12 protein-coding genes are annotated in these 16,787 nt (G+C 64.7%); 10 read left to right on the top strand and 2 right to left on the bottom strand.

Translation table 11 applies throughout. From position 1 onward, the window contains the following. The first annotated feature begins 114 nt into the window (after positions 1-114). The 5 genes from N2K99_RS09250 to N2K99_RS09230 all read left to right on the top strand — a co-directional run bounded on the left by N2K99_RS09250 (position 115) and on the right by N2K99_RS09230 (position 5,841). The gene (locus tag N2K99_RS09250; protein ID WP_227921407.1) at positions 115-858 is read left to right on the top strand and encodes an MIP/aquaporin family protein; all 744 of its coding nucleotides are present in this window, start codon (positions 115-117) and stop codon (positions 856-858) included. A 63-nt stretch (positions 859-921) separates the two neighbouring features. Further along, the gene (glpK, locus tag N2K99_RS09245) at positions 922-2,445 is read left to right on the top strand and encodes a glycerol kinase GlpK (protein WP_227921415.1); all 1,524 of its coding nucleotides are present in this window, start codon (positions 922-924) and stop codon (positions 2,443-2,445) included. Between the two features lie 224 nt (positions 2,446-2,669). After that, positions 2,670-3,935, top strand: coding sequence for an NAD(P)/FAD-dependent oxidoreductase (locus N2K99_RS09240; protein ID WP_231711837.1), 1,266 nt, complete (start codon positions 2,670-2,672; stop codon positions 3,933-3,935). Further along, positions 3,935-4,873 (top strand): bile acid:sodium symporter family protein, encoded by a 939-nt coding sequence (locus tag N2K99_RS09235; RefSeq protein WP_227933583.1) that lies wholly within the window; start codon positions 3,935-3,937, stop codon positions 4,871-4,873. Before N2K99_RS09240 ends, N2K99_RS09235 begins: the two co-directional genes overlap by 1 nt. Next, positions 4,870-5,841 (top strand): SDR family oxidoreductase, encoded by a 972-nt coding sequence (locus N2K99_RS09230; RefSeq protein ID WP_227933582.1) that lies wholly within the window; start codon positions 4,870-4,872, stop codon positions 5,839-5,841. The genes N2K99_RS09235 and N2K99_RS09230 overlap by 4 nt, the downstream gene beginning before the upstream one ends. On the opposite strand, the gene N2K99_RS09225 is transcribed toward N2K99_RS09230, so the two are convergent. After that, on the bottom strand, positions 5,832-6,878 hold the full coding sequence (locus tag N2K99_RS09225; RefSeq protein WP_227921424.1) for a sigma-70 family RNA polymerase sigma factor: 1,047 nt from the start codon (positions 6,876-6,878) through the stop codon (positions 5,832-5,834). The two genes, N2K99_RS09230 and N2K99_RS09225, sit on opposite strands and share 10 nt — an antisense overlap. 343 nt (positions 6,879-7,221) lie before the next feature. On the opposite strand from N2K99_RS09225, the gene leuS reads away from it, so the two are divergent. From leuS to N2K99_RS09200, 5 genes are all read left to right on the top strand, one after another. Then, positions 7,222-9,723, top strand: coding sequence for a leucine--tRNA ligase (leuS, locus tag N2K99_RS09220; protein WP_374200053.1), 2,502 nt, complete (start codon positions 7,222-7,224; stop codon positions 9,721-9,723). Positions 9,724-9,736: 13 nt separating this feature from the next. Further along, the gene (locus N2K99_RS09215) at positions 9,737-10,870 is read left to right on the top strand and encodes a DegV family protein (RefSeq protein ID WP_227933580.1); all 1,134 of its coding nucleotides are present in this window, start codon (positions 9,737-9,739) and stop codon (positions 10,868-10,870) included. A 64-nt stretch (positions 10,871-10,934) separates the two neighbouring features. Continuing rightward, positions 10,935-11,603, top strand: a complete 669-nt coding sequence (locus N2K99_RS09210; protein ID WP_227921431.1) for a hypothetical protein — start codon at positions 10,935-10,937, stop codon at positions 11,601-11,603. 417 nt (positions 11,604-12,020) lie between these two features. After that, a complete protein-coding gene (locus N2K99_RS09205) occupies positions 12,021-12,848 on the top strand; it encodes a helix-hairpin-helix domain-containing protein (RefSeq protein WP_227933579.1) in 828 nt (275 codons plus the stop codon). A gap of 472 nt (positions 12,849-13,320) precedes the next feature. After that, positions 13,321-13,986: a ComEC/Rec2 family competence protein gene (locus N2K99_RS09200; RefSeq protein WP_227933578.1), complete on the top strand. Its 666-nt coding sequence runs from the start codon at positions 13,321-13,323 to the stop codon at positions 13,984-13,986. Positions 13,987-15,371: 1,385 nt separating this feature from the next. On the opposite strand, the gene N2K99_RS09195 is transcribed toward N2K99_RS09200, so the two are convergent. Then, positions 15,372-16,574 (bottom strand): hypothetical protein, encoded by a 1,203-nt coding sequence (locus tag N2K99_RS09195; RefSeq protein WP_227933577.1) that lies wholly within the window; start codon positions 16,572-16,574, stop codon positions 15,372-15,374. Between the last annotated feature and the right edge of the window lie 213 nt (positions 16,575-16,787).

The raw sequence follows: 16,787 nt of genomic DNA, 5'->3' as shown, positions 1-16,787 counted from the left end.
AAAGAGGTCGGCTAAGGTAATGGCGCTTCTTGCAAAAGATTGGTTGCATAGAACCCAACAGTCCGGCCTCCCGTTTGGGTCGCGGACAGATACGAATGATCGGAGGAGTCGATGGTGACTCTCGGAGAAGTTTTCATCAGTGAGCTGGCAGGCACTGCCATCCTCATTATTCTGGGCTGCGGCGTTGTGGCCAACGTCGCGCTGGCGAAAACGAAGGGTGCCGGCGGCGGGTTCCTGATGGTCAACTGGGGGTGGGCCATCGGTGTTTTTGCCGGCGTGTACGCGGCCGCTATTTCCGGCGCGCACATCAACCCCGCCGTTACGGTAGGCCTCTGGGCAGCCGGCAACGAGGAGTTTGCGCCGGGCGTGGAGGTTTCCTTCGGCGCGGCCATGGTCTACTTCGCCGGACAGATGGCCGGTGCCATCATTGGTGCCTTCGTGGCGTGGCTCGCCTACAAGAAACAGTTCGACGACGAACCCGACGCCGCCAACATCCTGGGCGTCTTCTCCACCGGCCCGGCCATCCGGTCCTACGGCTGGAACGTTGTGACCGAGGTCGTGGGCACATTTGTCCTCGTCTTCACCATCGTTGCCTTCGCGGGAACCCCCACGGAACTCGGCCCGCTGGCCGTGGCCCTCGTGGTGCTTGGCATCGGTGCCTCCCTCGGCGGCCCCACCGGCTACGCCATCAACCCGGCCCGTGACCTTGGACCCCGCATCGTGCACGCCCTGCTGCCCATCCCGGGCAAGGGCAGCAGCGACTGGGCCTACGCCTGGGTACCCGTCGTCGGCCCGCTGATCGGCGGCGCCCTGGGCGGCCTTCTCGGCGCCCAGATTCCCCTCCCGCTTCCGGTATAAGCGCACCGGCCGGTGCCCTGGCCCGGCCACCCCCAAAGACCCCCACCGCAAGGAGCAGAAACAATGCCTGACAATCCCAGGTACATCATCGCCATCGACCAGGGCACCACCAGCAGCCGGGCCATCGTCTTCGGCCACGACGGAAACATCATTTCCACCGGGCAGAAGGAACACGAGCAGATCTTCCCGCACGCCGGCTGGGTGGAGCACGACCCGATGGAGATCTGGACGAACGTCCGCGAAGTTGTCGGCAGCGCTCTGTCCAAGGCCAACCTGACCCGGCACGACATTGCCGCCGTCGGCATCACCAACCAGCGTGAAACGGCAGTGGTCTGGGACCGCAACACGGGCGAACCCGTCTACAACGCCATCGTCTGGCAGGACACCCGCACGCAGCCCATCGTCAACGAGCTGGCGGAAAAGGGCGGTCTGGACCGTTTCAAGGACACCGTTGGCCTGCCGCTGGCAACGTACTTCTCGGGTACGAAAATCAAGTGGATCCTGGACAACGTTGAGGGGGCACGTGAACGGGCAGAGGCGGGGGACCTCATGTTCGGCAACACGGACTCCTGGATTGTCTGGAACCTCACCGGCGGGACGGACGGAGGCGTGCACATCACGGATGTGACCAACGCTTCCCGCACCCTGTTCATGAACCTTGAGACACTCACCTGGGATGAGGAGATCCTCAAGGAATTCGGTATCCCGCGGTCCATGCTGCCGGAAATCAAGTCCTCCTCCGAGGTCTACGGCATGGTTGCGGGTTCGCAGCTGCTGCGCGAAACCCCGGTTGCCGGCATCCTCGGTGACCAGCAGGCCGCAACGTTCGGGCAGGCCGCGTTCGAGAAGGGCAACGCCAAGAACACCTATGGCACCGGCTGCTTCCTGATCTTCAACACCGGCGAGGAGATTGTCCGTTCCGAGAACGGACTCATCACCACCGTTGCCTACCAGCTCGGCGACGCCAAGCCGGTCTACGCGCTCGAGGGCTCCATTGCCGTCACCGGTTCCCTGGTCCAGTGGCTCCGCGACAACCTGGGCATCATCAACAGTGCCCCGGAAATCGAAGAGCTTGCCCGCAAGGTGGAGGATAACGGCGGCGTGTACATCGTGCCGGCGTTCTCCGGACTGTTCGCACCGTACTGGCGTGCGGATGCCCGCGGTGCGATGGTGGGCCTGACCCGTTACGTGAACAAGAACCACATTGCCCGGGCAGCACTGGAAGCGACCGCGTTCCAGACCAGGGAAGTACTGGATGCCGTGAACGCCGACTCCGGCGTTCCGTTGACGGAGCTGCGGGTGGACGGCGGCATGGTCGCCAATGACGCCCTCATGCAGTTCCAGGCCGACATCCTCGGCGTGGACGTGGTCCGGCCCAAGGTCATCGAGACCACGGCACTGGGCGCCGCCTACGCTGCCGGCCTGGCCGTCGGGTTCTGGAACGACACCGACGAGCTCGAGCAGAACTGGGCTGAAGGCAAGCGCTGGACCCCGCAGATGGATGACGCCGAACGCCAGCGCCAGATGCGGCTCTGGAAGAAAGCCGTCACCAAGACCTTCGACTGGGTTGACGACGACGTTGAGTAATCCGTACGCATAGTGAAAGGCCCCGGCAGCGAGACTGCCGGGGCCTTTCGCATCTCTGCACACGGAGCCGGTTTGACCGGCACATCCACCCTTGGGTAGCGTTCGGGCAGCATCGACAGTGATGCAGGTCACAGAAACAGGTGGAAGTGTCTCCCGCAGCAAACGCCGTCCGATCGGAACTGCCAGTCGCCGTCATAGGCTCCGGACCCAGTGGCCTTGCCGCCATGCGTGCCTTGTCCCGACAGGGACTGGACTTTGTCGGCTTTGAACAGCACACGGACGTGGGCGGGCTCTGGAACATCGAGAATCCAGCCAGCACGGTTTACGAATCGGCGCACCTGATCTCCTCGAAATCCACCACCCAGTTTTCCGAGTTCCCCATGCCCCGGGACACTCCCGACTATCCCGGGCACCGCCACCTGCACGCCTATTTCCGCGCCTATGCGGACCACTTCGGTTTGCGCCGCTTCATCCGGTTTGGCGTGTCGGTCACCGCAGCGGTTCCGGCCGACGACGGCGCCTGGACGGTTTCGTGGGAAGGCTCCGACGGGCACGGCAGCGGCCGTTTCAGTGCTGTCATCGTTGCGTCCGGCACCCTGCACACCCCGGCAATGCCCGCCCTGCCCGGCCGGTTTGCCGGGGAGGTCCGCCATTCCGCACAGTACAAAGATGCCCGGGAGCTGGCGGGGAAACGGGTGCTGATTGTCGGCGCCGGCAACAGCGGCTGCGACATTGCCGTGGACGCCGTCCACCACGCCGCTGCCGTCGACATCAGCGTCCGGCGCGGTTATTACTTCATTCCCAAATACGTCTTCGGCCGGCCAACCGACACCCTGAACCAGGGCAAGCCGCTGCCCCGGCCGCTGAAGCAGTTCTTCGACAAGCGGCTGCTGCGCATATTCACCGGAGACCCGCACCGCTTCGGCTTCCCGAAACCCGACTACCGCATCTACGAGTCCCATCCGGTGGTGAATTCCCTGATCCTGCACCATCTGGGACACGGGGACCTGCAGGTCAAGGGCGACATTGCCCGGCTGGACGGGAACACCGTGCACTTCCGGGACGGCAGCACGGGGGAGTATGACCTCCTCCTGCTCGCCACCGGCTACGCCCTGGACTATCCGTTTTTGGATCCGGCGCTGCTCGGCTGGGACGGCCCGTCGCCGTCGTTGTACCTGAACATCTTCAGCCGCCAGGCGGAGAACCTGCTGGTCATCGGCATGGTGGAAGCTTCCGGACTGGGGTGGGAGGGAAGGTTCCGGCAGGCCGAACTGGCAGCCGCCTACCTTGCAGCCCAAAAACACTCCCCGGCGGCCGCGGGGGAGTTCCGGCAGCTGCTGGCGGGGGAGTCCCCGGATGTCACCGGCGGCTACCGCTATCTGGGCCTGGACCGGATGAGCTACTACGTGAACAAGGACGCCTACCGTGCCGAACTCGATGCCCACCTGGACCTGCTCGCCGCTGCCGCTCGTGAAGAGGTGAACCACTGATGCCCATCGACGACGTCGTCCTGAACTTCACGCCGGCCTCCCTGCTGATCCTGAACGTGGTGCTGGCGATCATCATTCTCGGCATTGCCCTCGAGGTGCGTCCGGCGGACTTCCGGACTGTGGCACGCAGCCCGAAGGCCGTGCTGCTGGGAATCTGCGCCCAGTACCTGGTACTTCCCGCGGTGACGGTGGGGCTTGCGCTCCTCCTGCAGGTCCCGGCCTCCATCGCCCTGGGCATGATCCTCGTTGCCTGCTGCCCGCCCGGCGGCATTTCGAATGTGCTCACCCACCGGGCGCACGGCAACGTCGCCCTGTCCGCTTCCATGACCGCCGTCTCCAACCTAGTGGCCATCGCCGTGATGCCGCTGAACGTGGCGCTGTGGGCGCGACTGAATCCGGACACCGCCGGGCTGATGCGGGACTTCTCGCTGGACCGCTGGGAAATGCTGGTCCAGGTCCTGCTTATCATCGGCGTGCCCTTTGCCGTCGGCATGCCCCTCGCCCGGCGCTTCCCCGCGGTGACCGACATCCTGCGGCCCTGGGTGCAGCGGATCGGCCTGCTGGCCCTGCTGATTTTCATTGTTGCCGGGACGGCCAGCAACCTCGGGCCGCTCCGCGAACATTTGGGCACCATCTTCCTGGTCGTGCTGCTGCATGATGCGGTGGCACTGGCTGTCGGATACTGGACGGCGGCTGCGGTGCGGCTGGACGAACCCAGCCGGCGGGCCTTTACCTTCGAAGTAGGTGCCCGCAATACCGGACTCGGGCTGGGTCTGACACTGACCTTCTTTGCCGGGCTGGGCGGGATGGCGATGGTTGCTGCCTGGTGGGGCATCTGGGACATCCTTGCCGGGCTGCTGCTGGCCGCCTGGTGGCGTCGGCGGGATGCACGGCGCAGTACGGCCCCCAAGCCAGAGCCGCGGGAGACAGCACGATGACCCGCGTCTGCGTCACCGGCGGCAACGGCTTCCTGGGCAGCGCGGTGGTCGCCGGCCTGGCGGACCATCCCGAAATCTCCTATGTCCTCAGCCTCGACATCCGGGAACCGGCGGAGGACAGGAGGATAGACGGGGTGCACTACGCCTTGGCCGATGTGTGTTCCCCGTACATGGCCCAGCTGCTGGAGTTCCACCGGATCGACACCGTGGTCCATCTGGCCGCCATCGTGAGCCCGGGCAAGCACACCACCCCGGAACAGGAATTCTCCGTGGACGTGGTGGGCTCACGCAATGTACTGGCGGCCTGCATCTCATCCGGAGTAAAGCACGTGGTCATTTCCTCCTCCGGTGCCGCCTACGGTTACCACCCGGACAACGCCCCGTGGCTGAAGGAAACCGATCCGCTGCGCGGCAATGACGAGTTTGCGTATTCCCGGCATAAACGGCTGGTCGAGGAGGAGTTGGCCCGGGTCCGCGAAGAACATCCCGAACTGCAGCAGACCATCTTCCGGATCGGCACCATCCTCGGCGAGCGGGTCCGCAACCAGATCACCGCCCTTTTCGACGCACCGAGGCTGCTGCGGGTAGCCGGAAGCGAGTCTCCGTTCGTCTTCATCTGGGATGAAGACGTGGCCGGCATTATGGTTCAGGCCGTCATCACGGGACGCAGCGGCAATTTCAACGTGGCCGGAGACGGGGCCCTGACCGTCCGCGAAATCGCCGGGCTGCTGGGACGCGGCACCGTCACGGTTCCGGCACCGGTCCTGGCCGCCGCGCTCTGGCTGGGACACCTGCTGCGGCTGACCGTCCACGGGCCGGAGCAGGTGAGGTTCCTGCGCTACCGGCCGGTGCTGGACAACACCGCCCTGAAGCAGGAGTTCGGGTTTACCCCCACCCGCACCAGCAGGGAAGCGTTCCTCGCGTTCCGGGCCGCCCGGGACGCCGCCCGGGACTTGCGTCAGAAGTAGGAAACCCCGTTCGTCTTGAAGGGCAGTCCCAGGCCGCCGGCCACCTCGGACAGGACTTCCGGGCAGAAGAAGTACCACCGGAGTTCGGCGATCAGCGGTTCCCCGACGGCACAGCTGAGGCGAAGGACATCGGCCACAACCTCGGGAGTTTCCGGCGCATCCTTGGGGCGTTCCCACAGGAGGATCACGTCCTCGCCGTCATAGCGGTGCACGCTGGCGCGGTAGAGCTCTGCGGCGTCCGGCCCGAAGGTGTGCGTCATGGAGCCGGTGCGGATTTCCTCGTGTCCGGTTTCGCTGACGTTGCCGATCACCTCCGTGCGTCCGCCGGCCAGGAACAGGCTGACCATGGCATCAATGTCGTAGGAGTTGAAAGCATCCGCGAGGCGGCGCAGCAGTTCCGGGTGTCCCTCCGGCTGGGGTGAGCCGGCCTGTGTTGACCTGGTTTCGGCGCCGGACCCGGACCCGGCGGCAGCGCCGTCGTCGGCGGGTTCTCCCGCCCGGGCTGTTGCCAGCGTGCCCCGGCCGCGGTGAAGCGCGGACTTTACCGCCCCGGCGGTGGTGTCCAGCATTTCCGCGATCTCGGCCAGGGAGTAGTGAAACACGTCCTTGAGGACCACGCAGGCTCGTTCCCGGGGAGGCAGGACCAGCAGCAAATGCCCCAGTGCCGACTCCACCTCCAGGGACACCAGGGGGTCCGCGCCGTCGTAGGGCAGATCGACGCCCGGTTCGCTGAAGTCCTGCACCGTTATCCGGCCGCTGCGGCGCAGGGTGTCCAGCCAGGTGTTCGTGGCGATCCGGATCAGCCAGGCCTGCACGTTGCTGATGGGTTCGTGCCGTTGGGAGGCATCGGAGAGGGCCTTCACCAGGGTTTCCTGCAACAGGTCCTCGGCATCCCAGACAGTGCCGGTCAATCTGCGGCAGTAACCGTAAACGGCCGGGCGCACAGGCTCGAGCGCCACAAGGAAGTTCCGTCTGGCCTGCCGGAGTTCTCCGGCAGAGACGTTTACCGGTTCCGGCTTTGTTGCTGCTACTGACATTCCTGGCTCCATCCGTTCGGCCGCCCCGGCGGCTCCTGCGACAACAATGGCATTTTTGCTTTTGTCCTACCGGGTAGACGCACGGGAAGGGGCAAAAGATACGCCGGGGTCCATCCTGCCTGCGGCTCACCCGAACGCACTGGCCCCGGGGGCCGTGTGCTGTTGTAAAGTGGAGAAATGATCGCAGTACTCCTCCTTAGCTAGCCGCGCACCGTCCGTGCGCGGCCGCCCCTTGCTTGTCGAGGGGCTTTTGTGTGTCTGGGGAGGACCCAAAAATTTATCGGGCCGGATTTACCGACGGCCCGCAGCGCGGATCGATTTTCTTTGAGGACAGAGGCGAAGCATAGTGAGCACGCAGTCACAGACTGATCAGCAGGAAGAGGCCGTCTACAGTTTCGCGGCCATCGAGCAGAAATGGCCGAAGGTCTGGGATGACCTCGGTGTTTTCACCCCTGCCGACGACGGCTCGCGCGAACGACGCTATGTACTGGACATGTTCCCGTACCCCTCCGGCGACCTGCACATGGGCCACGCCGAAGCGTTCGCGATGGGCGACGTCGTCGCCCGTTACTGGCGCCAGCGCGGGTACGACGTGCTGCACCCGATCGGCTGGGACTCCTTCGGCCTCCCCGCGGAAAACGCGGCCATCAAGAACAACGCGCACCCCAGTGACTGGACCTACCGCAACATCGAGACGCAGGCGGAGTCCTTCAAGCGCTACGCCATCAGCGTTGACTGGTCCCGCCGGATCCACACCTCGGACCCCGAGTACTACCGCTGGACCCAGTGGCTGTTCACCCGGTTCTACGAGCGCGGCCTGGCCTACCGGAAGAATTCCCCGGTCAACTGGTGCCCCAAGGACCAGACCGTGCTGGCCAACGAACAGGTAGTCAACGGTGCCTGCGAACGCTGCGGAACCCAGGTCACCAAGAAGTCGCTGAACCAGTGGTATTTCAAGATCACCGATTACGCCGACCGCCTGCTCGATGACATGGAGCAGCTCAAGGGCCACTGGCCCGAGCGTGTCCTGGCCATGCAGAAAAACTGGATCGGCCGCTCCGAGGGCGCGCACGTCCGGTTCAACATCGAGGCCGACGGCGGCAAGCCCGCCGAGCAGGTCACCGTCTTCACCACCCGCCCGGACACCCTGGCCGGGGCAACCTTCTTTGTTGTCGCCGCGGATGCCCCGCTGGCGCTGGACCTGGTGACGGACGAAAACCGCGATGCGTTGCTGGACTACCGCGAATCGGTGAAGGCTCTCTCGGACATCGAGCGCCAGTCCACCGAACGCGTCAAGACCGGCATCTTCACCGGCCGGTACGCCGTGAACCCGCTGAACGGTGAGAAGCTGCCCGTCTGGGCCGCCGACTACGTGCTGGCGGACTACGGCACCGGCGCCATCATGGCCGTCCCGGCGCACGACCAGCGTGACCTGGACTTCGCCAAGACTTTCGACCTGCCCGTCAAGGCTGTCCTGGACACCGGTGAAGAGGATCCCGCCGTCAGCGGTGTGGCCACCACCGGCGAGGGCACCCTGATCAACTCCGGCGCCCTGGACGGCCTGCCCAAGGCTGAAGCCATTCCCGCCGCCGTCCGGATGCTCGAGGAGCAGGGCACCGGCGAGAAGTTCGTGAACTTCCGCCTGCGTGACTGGCTGCTGTCCCGGCAGCGTTTCTGGGGTACGCCCATCCCGATCATCCACTGCGAAAACTGCGGCGAGGTTCCGGTCCCCGATGACCAGCTGCCCGTCACGCTGCCCACCGGGCTGCGCGGCGAAGCGCTGGCTCCGAAGGGCACCTCTCCGCTGGCCTCCGCGGAGGAGTGGGTCAACGTGGCCTGCCCGAAGTGCGACGGTCCCGCCCGGCGCGATACCGACACCATGGACACGTTCGTGGATTCGTCCTGGTACTTCATGCGCTTCGTGTCCCCGCATTTCACGGAGGGACCGTTCGATCCCGAAGCGGCGAAGAACTGGATGCCGGTCGGGCAGTACGTGGGTGGCGTTGAACACGCGATCCTGCACCTGCTCTATGCGCGTTTCTTCACCAAGGTGGTCCACGACATGGGGCTGCTGGAAGCCAGCGAGCCGTTCAGCTCGCTGCTGAACCAGGGGCAGGTGCTCAACGGCGGCAAGGCCATGTCCAAGTCGCTGGGCAACGGTGTGGACCTGGGCCAGCAGCTGGACAAGTACGGTGTGGACGCGGTGCGCCTGACCATGATCTTCGCTTCCCCGCCGGAAGACGACGTCGACTGGGCGGATGTGTCGCCGTCGGGCTCCGCCAAGTTCCTGGCCCGCGCGTGGCGCCTGGGGCAGGACATCACCAGCGAACCCGGCGTGGACTACTCGGCCGGGGACCGGAAGCTGCGTGCGCTCACGCACCGGACCGTTGCCGATGCCACCGACCTGTTGGAGAACAACAAGTTCAACGTAGTGGTAGCCAAGCTGATGGAGCTGGTCAACGCGACCCGCAAGGCCATCGACTCCGGTGCCGGCCCCGCTGACCCGGCAGTACGCGAGGCCGCGGAAGCCGTCGCCGTCATCCTGAGCCTCTTCGCGCCCTACACGGCCGAGGATCTCTGGAACCTGCTGGGCCGCGATGCCTCCGTCGTAAACGCCGGCTGGCCCGTGGTCGATGAAACCCTGCTGGTGCAGGACACGGTCACCGCCGTTGTCCAGGTGCAGGGCAAGGTCCGCGACCGGCTCGAGGTCGCCGCGGACATCAGCGAGCAGGACCTGCGGGAAGCCGCCTTGGCATCCGACGCAGTGCAGCGGTTCCTGGACGGACGCAGTATCCGTACGGTGATCGTCCGGGCGCCGAAGCTCGTCAACATCGTCCCGGCCTAGGGCCCGGACAACCATGGACTGGCTCGAACGGCTCGCAGCGCGGGCCAGGGGACGGCAGCGGGAAACCGCGGCCGTCCCCGGGCCGTCCGTGGGAGTGGTGACCGATTCGGCGTCGGCACTGCCGGCTGGCTGGGCGGAAGCGGCCAACGCCGCTGATTTCGTCCGGGTGGTTCCCATGCCCGTGATGATCGGGGACCAGATCTACGGCGAAGGATCCGCGGACCTGATTCCGGCCCTTGCCCTGGCCATGGCACAGGGCCACGAAGTGCGGACCTCCCGGCCGGCGCCGGGGCAGTTCGAAGCGGCTTACCGCGAGCTGACTGCCGCCGGGTGCACGTCCATAATCTCCGTCCATCTCTCCGGGCAGCTTTCCGGGACGGTGGATTCGGCGCGGCTGGCCGCCCGTTCGGCTGAAATTCCGGTGGAGGTCATCGACAGTGCGACGGCGGCCATGGGCCTCGGTTTTGCCGTGGCGGCCGCGACGGAGAGTGCCCGGTCCGGTTCCTCCGCGGCGGAGGTCGCGGCATGCGCCCGCTCGGTATCGGCCGAAGCAACCATCCTCTTTTACGTCCCCAGCCTGGACCAGCTGCGCCGGGGCGGACGGATCGGCGCAGCGGCCGGCTGGCTGGGAACTTTGCTCGCCGTGAAGCCGATCCTGGTGGTCCGCGACGGCATGGTTGTTCCGCTGGAACGGGTGAGGACCGCACCCAAAGCGCTGGCACGGCTGGCCGAACTGGTGCAGCAGGACATTGCCGGACGCGACGGGAGGGTCCGCGCGGCAGTGCACCACTTCGGCAACGCCTCGGAAGCCGAACGGCTGGCCGGGATCATCGGCGCCGCCGTGCCCGAGGTGGAGATCCTCATCTGCCCGCTGCCCGCCGTCCTGGCCGCGCATGCCGGGCTGGGGGTGCTGGCCGTAGCGGTTGCCGGAGATGCACCGGATCCTGCCCGGCAGAGCGTGCAGGGCGCGGGACCGGCTGGTAGCGATGCGCCGGTGGACGGGAGCGCCGCTGAAGATGAAAGCGGCCGCACTGGTACCGGCAACGCAGCCGGGAAACCGGGGGCCAAAGGTTCGGCATCCCGGACCAAGTCCGCCGGGACCAAGGCCAAGGGCAATAAGACTTCCGGCGGCGGCGCCAAGAATTAGCCTGCGCAAATTGCGGTGGATGCGTGAGAATCGGGTGTTATAGTAAGCGGAAAATTTGCCCCGATTGAAAGCGATTACTGCTATGGCACCGTTTGGATTCGGCAAGAACAATGAAACTGCTCCGGCTGCTCCGGCTGTAGACCTTGGAAAAAAAGCCGGTGCCATTTCCCTTGAAAAGGGGAACCGGGTCACCATTGAGAAAACACCGGTCGTTACGGCCCGCTGCGAATGGTCGTCCAACACCGACTATGACCTATACGCCCTGGTCATTCTCAAGGATGGAACAGAGTTGGTTTGTTCCACTTTCGGCTCTGACGCCCAGCCGGTTGCCACACCGGAACTGCTCGGCGGTGCAGTCCGCCATCTTGGCGACGTGGGACGCGGGCAGAACGGCAAGGCGCAGGAAACCATTGAAATCAAGCTGACCGACGAAATTGAAGCGGTCGTTCCCATTGCTTACTCAGCTCAGTCCAATGGTATGGGCTCTTTCCGTAAGTACGGGGTGTCGCTGGGAATCGACAACGGCTCCGGAACCAGCGTAACTATCGATTCGGCAAATGCTTCCAAGCGTATGAGCGTCTTCACTGTTGCCATCGGAGTTATTCGCAATACCCCCGAAGGGGTTGTCGTGGAGTCGCTGGAGAGTTACTCAAAGTCGCTGAGTGAATTCCGTCCGGCTTGGCAGAATGGCCAGGTTGTTATGGATGCAGGATCCAAGAACATCTTCAAGTAAATCCGGGACCGGATTAATGCAGGGGCCGATAGTTTCTGTTCCATCCGGACCGGACCCTGGCGCAGCATATCCTTTCGGGGATGGCAACCCTCGTGCAGCCCGCCTGTGGACCCCAGACGGCACCGGGGCCCTCGGCAATGGACTCAAGGATGCCGGGGCGCCCGGGTACGACCAGCGTCCCGCCGTCCAGGATCCACCTCGGTTCGCTGACGGCTTCCCGGCAGGAATAGAGGTCCTGGACCGTGAGGTCAGCTGGGGACGGTGAGGGACCCCAACGGGTCAGGAGTAGCTTCGGGAAATGCGCGGCCGTTTGTCTCGTCCTCAACAGTGCCGTTTCTGAGCGGCGGCTCGCTCCGGTCCGTCCACCGGCCTCAACACCGTGGAACCCCGGCGGGTGGCGATAGCTAGTTTTGTCCAATGGCACAGCATCGTTGGGACACCTCGGACGTCCATGTCCCTGATCCGCAGGGGGCGGAGCCGTCGGGCGATTCCCGCCCCGGACTGAGGCGCCGTTGGGCGTTCTCCCTGCCGGCAGCGGTGCTGGCGGTGTGTCTGCTGCTGGGCTGCACAGCAGCGATCGTACTGTTCCGGGACCGAGATCCGGTTCCGGTGGCCAACATCGAACTGTCCCCGCCTGCCGCGGACCCGTCATTTGCCTTCGATCCGTCCGCTGAAAGCAGCGGCAGCCGGCGGGATGCTTCGTCTCCTGCGTCCGCTACCCCGTCGCCTTCGGCTTTGCCGGCAGGTCCGGGGGAGCCTGGCGGGGGCCCGGCAACCACGGTGGTTCACGTGGCTGGGGCCGTGCAGCGCCCCGGCGTCGTCCGGTTGCCGCCGGGCAGCCGGATCGTTGACGCCGTTGAAGCCGCCGGTGGAACGGCAGCCGATGCGGACCTCTCGGGCGTGAATCTCGCGGCGTTGGCGGAGGACGGCGCGATGGTGCTTGTTCCGAGGATCGGGGAGAACCCGCCGCGCCCTGCCGGCACGGGAGGAAATGCGGCGGAGGGCGGTGCATCCAACGCGGCTGGTTCAGGAGCTCAGTCCGACGGCGCTTCGGGCAGTATCAACCTGAACACTGCAGACTTGGCCCGGCTTCAAACTCTGCCGAGGGTCGGTCCGGTGCTGGCCGAGCGGATCATCGCGTGGCGTACCGAGCACGGGAGGTTCAACCGGCCCGAAGATCTTGACGCGGTTCCCGGGATCGGGGAAGCGATGATGGCTGCGTTGCTCCCGCTGGTTACCGTCTAGCAGTTGACGAATGTCCAGCCGGGAAAAGAGCAGGTGGTCACGGTACGTCGCGTCGGCATTGGATCCGGAAGCGCAGCCCTCGGTTCCGCAGGAAACGCGCGGCGCGGAAAAGGGCAACGGGGAGCGGAACACGGAGCGGAATGCGGGGCGGGGCGCCACCGCCGGCACTCGGTGGGAGAGGACCCGTGCTGGGATCGGCAGGGCTCGGGAAGCCTGGGACAACCGGGAGACCGCATCCGTTGACGCGCCGTCGCCGCTCCGCGAGCTGCGGCTCCTGCCTGCGGCAGCGACGGTATGGGCCGCAGCCTTTGCCGCGGTCCGGTTACCGCCGCCGGCGGGATGGGCTTTGGCAGGCTCGGCCGCTGTCCTGGCGGTCCTCTTGGTTCTGGCAGCATCGGGCAGCCTCCCGACGGCATCGCGTGGTCGGGTCCGTAACCGGGCGGGAAACAATACGCGTTCAGAACCGCCCCGAATGACGCCACCTAACGGTGCCGGAAGCAACCCTCTGCACCCCGGCGTCGCCGCGTTCCTGCGAGGTGCCGCTGTCCCTGCCGCGGCGGCAGCACTGGTCTGTGCTGGCGCAACGGCCAGCTTGGCGGCACGCACCGGCGGCCCTATCTCCGGCCTTATTGCCGAAGAAGCCGCCATCACGGCGGAACTGCGGGCCGCATCGGACGCGCGGCCTGCGGCGGCGGACCGGTTTACGGGAAAGCCGCGTTATCTCATTGACGCCGTGGCGGAATCGGGCACTGCGGACGGCCATCGGTTCGGTACCTCGGCAACGCTCCTGGTTGTTGGCGGCGTGGATTATGCCTCCATCAGGTTGGGGGACCGGTTCAGCAGTGCCGGATCCCTTCAGCCTCTTCCGGCAGGGGACCGGAACCTTGCCCTGCTGCGGGCTGCCGTTCCACCCGAGGTTACGCCTGCCGGCGGCTGGTACACCGTGACGGCCGGACTCCGCGGAGCGTTTGTCCGGGCGGCCGAAGACCGCGGTGCGGACGTCGAGGGACTGCTTCCGGGCATGGTGCTCGGTGACCGGGGCGGCCTCGATCCGGGCCTGGAGCAGGCGATGAAGAATACCGGCCTGACCCATCTGACAGCTGTCTCGGGAGAGACTGTGACAAGCAAGTGTGGGTGACAAATTGTGAGCAGGTTTGATCAGTTGCCGGCAGCAAATGGGTTCAAATTTCACCGTCACCGCCAGATAAGAAAGACCCCACTTCCCTTTGTTTACAAGGGAATCGGGGTATTTTGCTTTGTCCTCGAGAGAAGATTGGCAAAGAATTGGCAACGTTTCCAGCCCGGAAGCGGTCCACCGACGAGGCCCTCCAGACCCCATTACCCGCCGGCTGTCCGGCTTTTGGGCTGTGATCACTATACGGAGAAGAAGGAGGAACCTCTGCGGGTGGTAGACGTTCTGCTACGGGTTGGCGGAGGCGTCTTCGGGAACCGCAGCAAGCGCGTAACGCCCCCGCCCATTAAAACGCGCCCTCCCCCGAGACCCGACGGTCCCGCCGCTCGCGTTGGCCTATGTGACTCATCTATGGAGGTCTCGACTTGAGTTGGCTCGCTTTGACGCGGCTCGCCACGGACGAGCAGGAGCCTGACGCATCTCGGCGGAGTTACAATAATGGTTTTGTCGCTGTACGTTCATCGGACTAACGAAAAATTGGGGAAACCGTGAATCCGTTCTGGATCGAGTTCTTTGCAATCGCCGCGGCGACGGGCATGGTCGCAGGCATCGTCGAGCACACACGCAAATTTAGCGACAGTCCCCTGTGGGCGAAGAGGGGACGCGGCTGGACCTTCTTTTTGGTAGGCACCTTTGGACTTGTGGGCCTTCCCAGTCTTCTCATCCAGGCGGGATCGAGCAAACCCGTCAACGGCTTCACGTTTGGGTGCCTATTCCCACTTATAGTCGGACTCATCTACCTTCATGCAGCGCGATCAGGATCTGATAAGCCCTACTACCAAGTGGTGCGGGAGGTCTTCAATCGCCCCTCCCATGCCGTTGAAATGGCCGAGATCATGAAGGATTTCAGGGAAGGAAGCGCAACGACTGCCGAGGGACCGTCCAAGTCGACCACGGAGTCAGATCGTAGCCCCAGAGACGGGGTCTAGAGGTGCCGATCAGCACTGGACAAGCCCAGCCTCCGTCGCGGTCTCGTCGGCTAAGGAGGCCAGATGGAAAACGACCGACCGGCGCCGGGAAGCCGCAGCCTCAACGTTGCCCAGAAATTGGGAGACGTAAGTCCGAAGAGCGACTGGTGGCGCTTCATGCCTGCGGGGCGATGTAGAACCGACCAAGCGATCTCCGGGTGAGCACACGGACGAGCACCCACCGCGCTTATTAGGAGACGCCGAGGTTTCGCAAGCTACTAGCCGGAAAAGGGGAGGCGTCCGCCGCCCGCACTCCTGGGCGTGCCAAGGCGCCATGGGTCACCTCGCACCCTTTGTCAGTTTCACGAGCCAGCGGCGGGGATCAAGTTTTTCACTGTTGGTTCAACCTGTCACGTGGCGCACTCAACTCTTTTTCGTTGCGTTCGTAGCTGCACTGACGGCGAGGACCACTCCTGCTGCCACCCCCACGCCGAGCGCTTTGCGCCCCGCTTCCGCTCCCGCGGTCTTCCATTGCTCCGCTTCCCGGGCCGCGTCCCACCAGCGGGTTGCCTTCAACGAATCTCGATCGGACTCGATTCCGAGCGGACCGTGGAAGTCATCGACGGCGATTCCGACATGGTTGATCGAGCCCACCACAGCCCGGTGCGCGGGCAGGTGGAACAGCACATTCGATTTGGCGGTGCCGGCAGCCGCATCCATCCGAGTCATCAATTCCTCGGTGATCCGCAAGATGTCTTCACGCCGCTCCTGACGGTCATCCTTCAGCGCGAGCCGGAGCCCATCCAGATCAGCAGGAGATGCGTCCAGCATCCGCTCCAGTCTTAGGAAGTCGAGCATGTCCTGTAGTTCGAAGCATCGGGCCACAACTGCGAGCAACTCCCGAACTTCGGACGCTGCATCGTTGGCGGACTTTGCGAGATCACCGATCTTGGTCGTACTCTCAATTCTGTTCGCGAGAGCAGCGAGCTGAAGCAACGCCCACTCCTGGGCATTTGTGATCGTTGCTTGCCTGCCCTGCACCGTCGACCACGTATCATCGTCCGCTCGGTTTAGCTTCTCCAGGACACGCATGGCGGACTCGATGTCACGCCCAGCCCCCTTCACATCTGCCACCTTCTCGTACCTCTGGTTGCTGAGCACGTTGTCGATCTTTGTGTCGATCCTGTCGAGATATACCTTGAATTCATTCATCTCTTGTTGCCGCGCGAACTGCGCCATGATCCCTGCGGTACCAGAAAGCAACGCCGGGTTGGTCAGAAGCGATCCCGGGCCGTTCTCAACCTGGATCCACTTACTGATGGAACCCGGTTTCCCCAGCATCACATGGCTGATGCCCGGCGTCGCGGTCTCCATCAGCCCCGACTCTCTCACCAACTTGGCAGACTCCTTGGTCAGCTTTAGGTATAGCCCTGAGTTCGCAGCAACCTCGAAGGCTGCCTCTGCGACTCCAGCCCCGGCGTGTAGTAGAGATCCGAGCCGGTGCAATCCGAGATCCTTCGACAAGGACAGCAACCCCGCCGCGTCGAGGAAGCGCTCGACAGCCCTCCGGGTCCCGATGACGGCCAAGCCCTCGCCGTCACTAATCAGCTCAATCTCGTCATCCATCGTCAACTCCTGAAGTGCGGGCGGGGAGGGTGGTTCTTCTGAGTTGAGAGTGTAGTCGGGGCAGCGTCCGCGCCTTGCTTCCCGTCGAATTCAAGTTAGCCATGGCGGCCCTCAAATCGCTCCCAAGCTATGGGAGGTGCTGCCCGGCGGCCGTGCGGGGAAATCCGCAGTCGTTTGAGCAGGCGGTCTGGCCATTTCACGGCCCACACCATA

Source organism: Arthrobacter sp. zg-Y1110 (assembly GCF_025244865.1).
Classification (GTDB): domain Bacteria; phylum Actinomycetota; class Actinomycetes; order Actinomycetales; family Micrococcaceae; genus Arthrobacter_B.
Note: the sequence above shows the minus strand (reverse complement) of the source record. Positions and strands in the feature narration are given on the sequence as shown.

Coding starts and splice junctions, on each gene's coding strand:
- N2K99_RS09205 (WP_227933579.1), top strand. CDS start 12,021: ATGGCACAGCATCGTTGGGACACCTCGGACGTCCATGTCCCTGATCCG.
- N2K99_RS09240 (WP_231711837.1), top strand. CDS start 2,670: ATGCGTGCCTTGTCCCGACAGGGACTGGACTTTGTCGGCTTTGAACAG.
- N2K99_RS09215 (WP_227933580.1), top strand. CDS start 9,737: ATGGACTGGCTCGAACGGCTCGCAGCGCGGGCCAGGGGACGGCAGCGG.
- N2K99_RS09230 (WP_227933582.1), top strand. CDS start 4,870: ATGACCCGCGTCTGCGTCACCGGCGGCAACGGCTTCCTGGGCAGCGCG.
- N2K99_RS09200 (WP_227933578.1), top strand. CDS start 13,321: ATGACGCCACCTAACGGTGCCGGAAGCAACCCTCTGCACCCCGGCGTC.
- glpK (WP_227921415.1), top strand. CDS start 922: ATGCCTGACAATCCCAGGTACATCATCGCCATCGACCAGGGCACCACC.
- N2K99_RS09235 (WP_227933583.1), top strand. CDS start 3,935: ATGCCCATCGACGACGTCGTCCTGAACTTCACGCCGGCCTCCCTGCTG.
- N2K99_RS09195 (WP_227933577.1), bottom strand. CDS start 16,574: ATGGATGACGAGATTGAGCTGATTAGTGACGGCGAGGGCTTGGCCGTC.
- N2K99_RS09225 (WP_227921424.1), bottom strand. CDS start 6,878: ATGTCAGTAGCAGCAACAAAGCCGGAACCGGTAAACGTCTCTGCCGGA.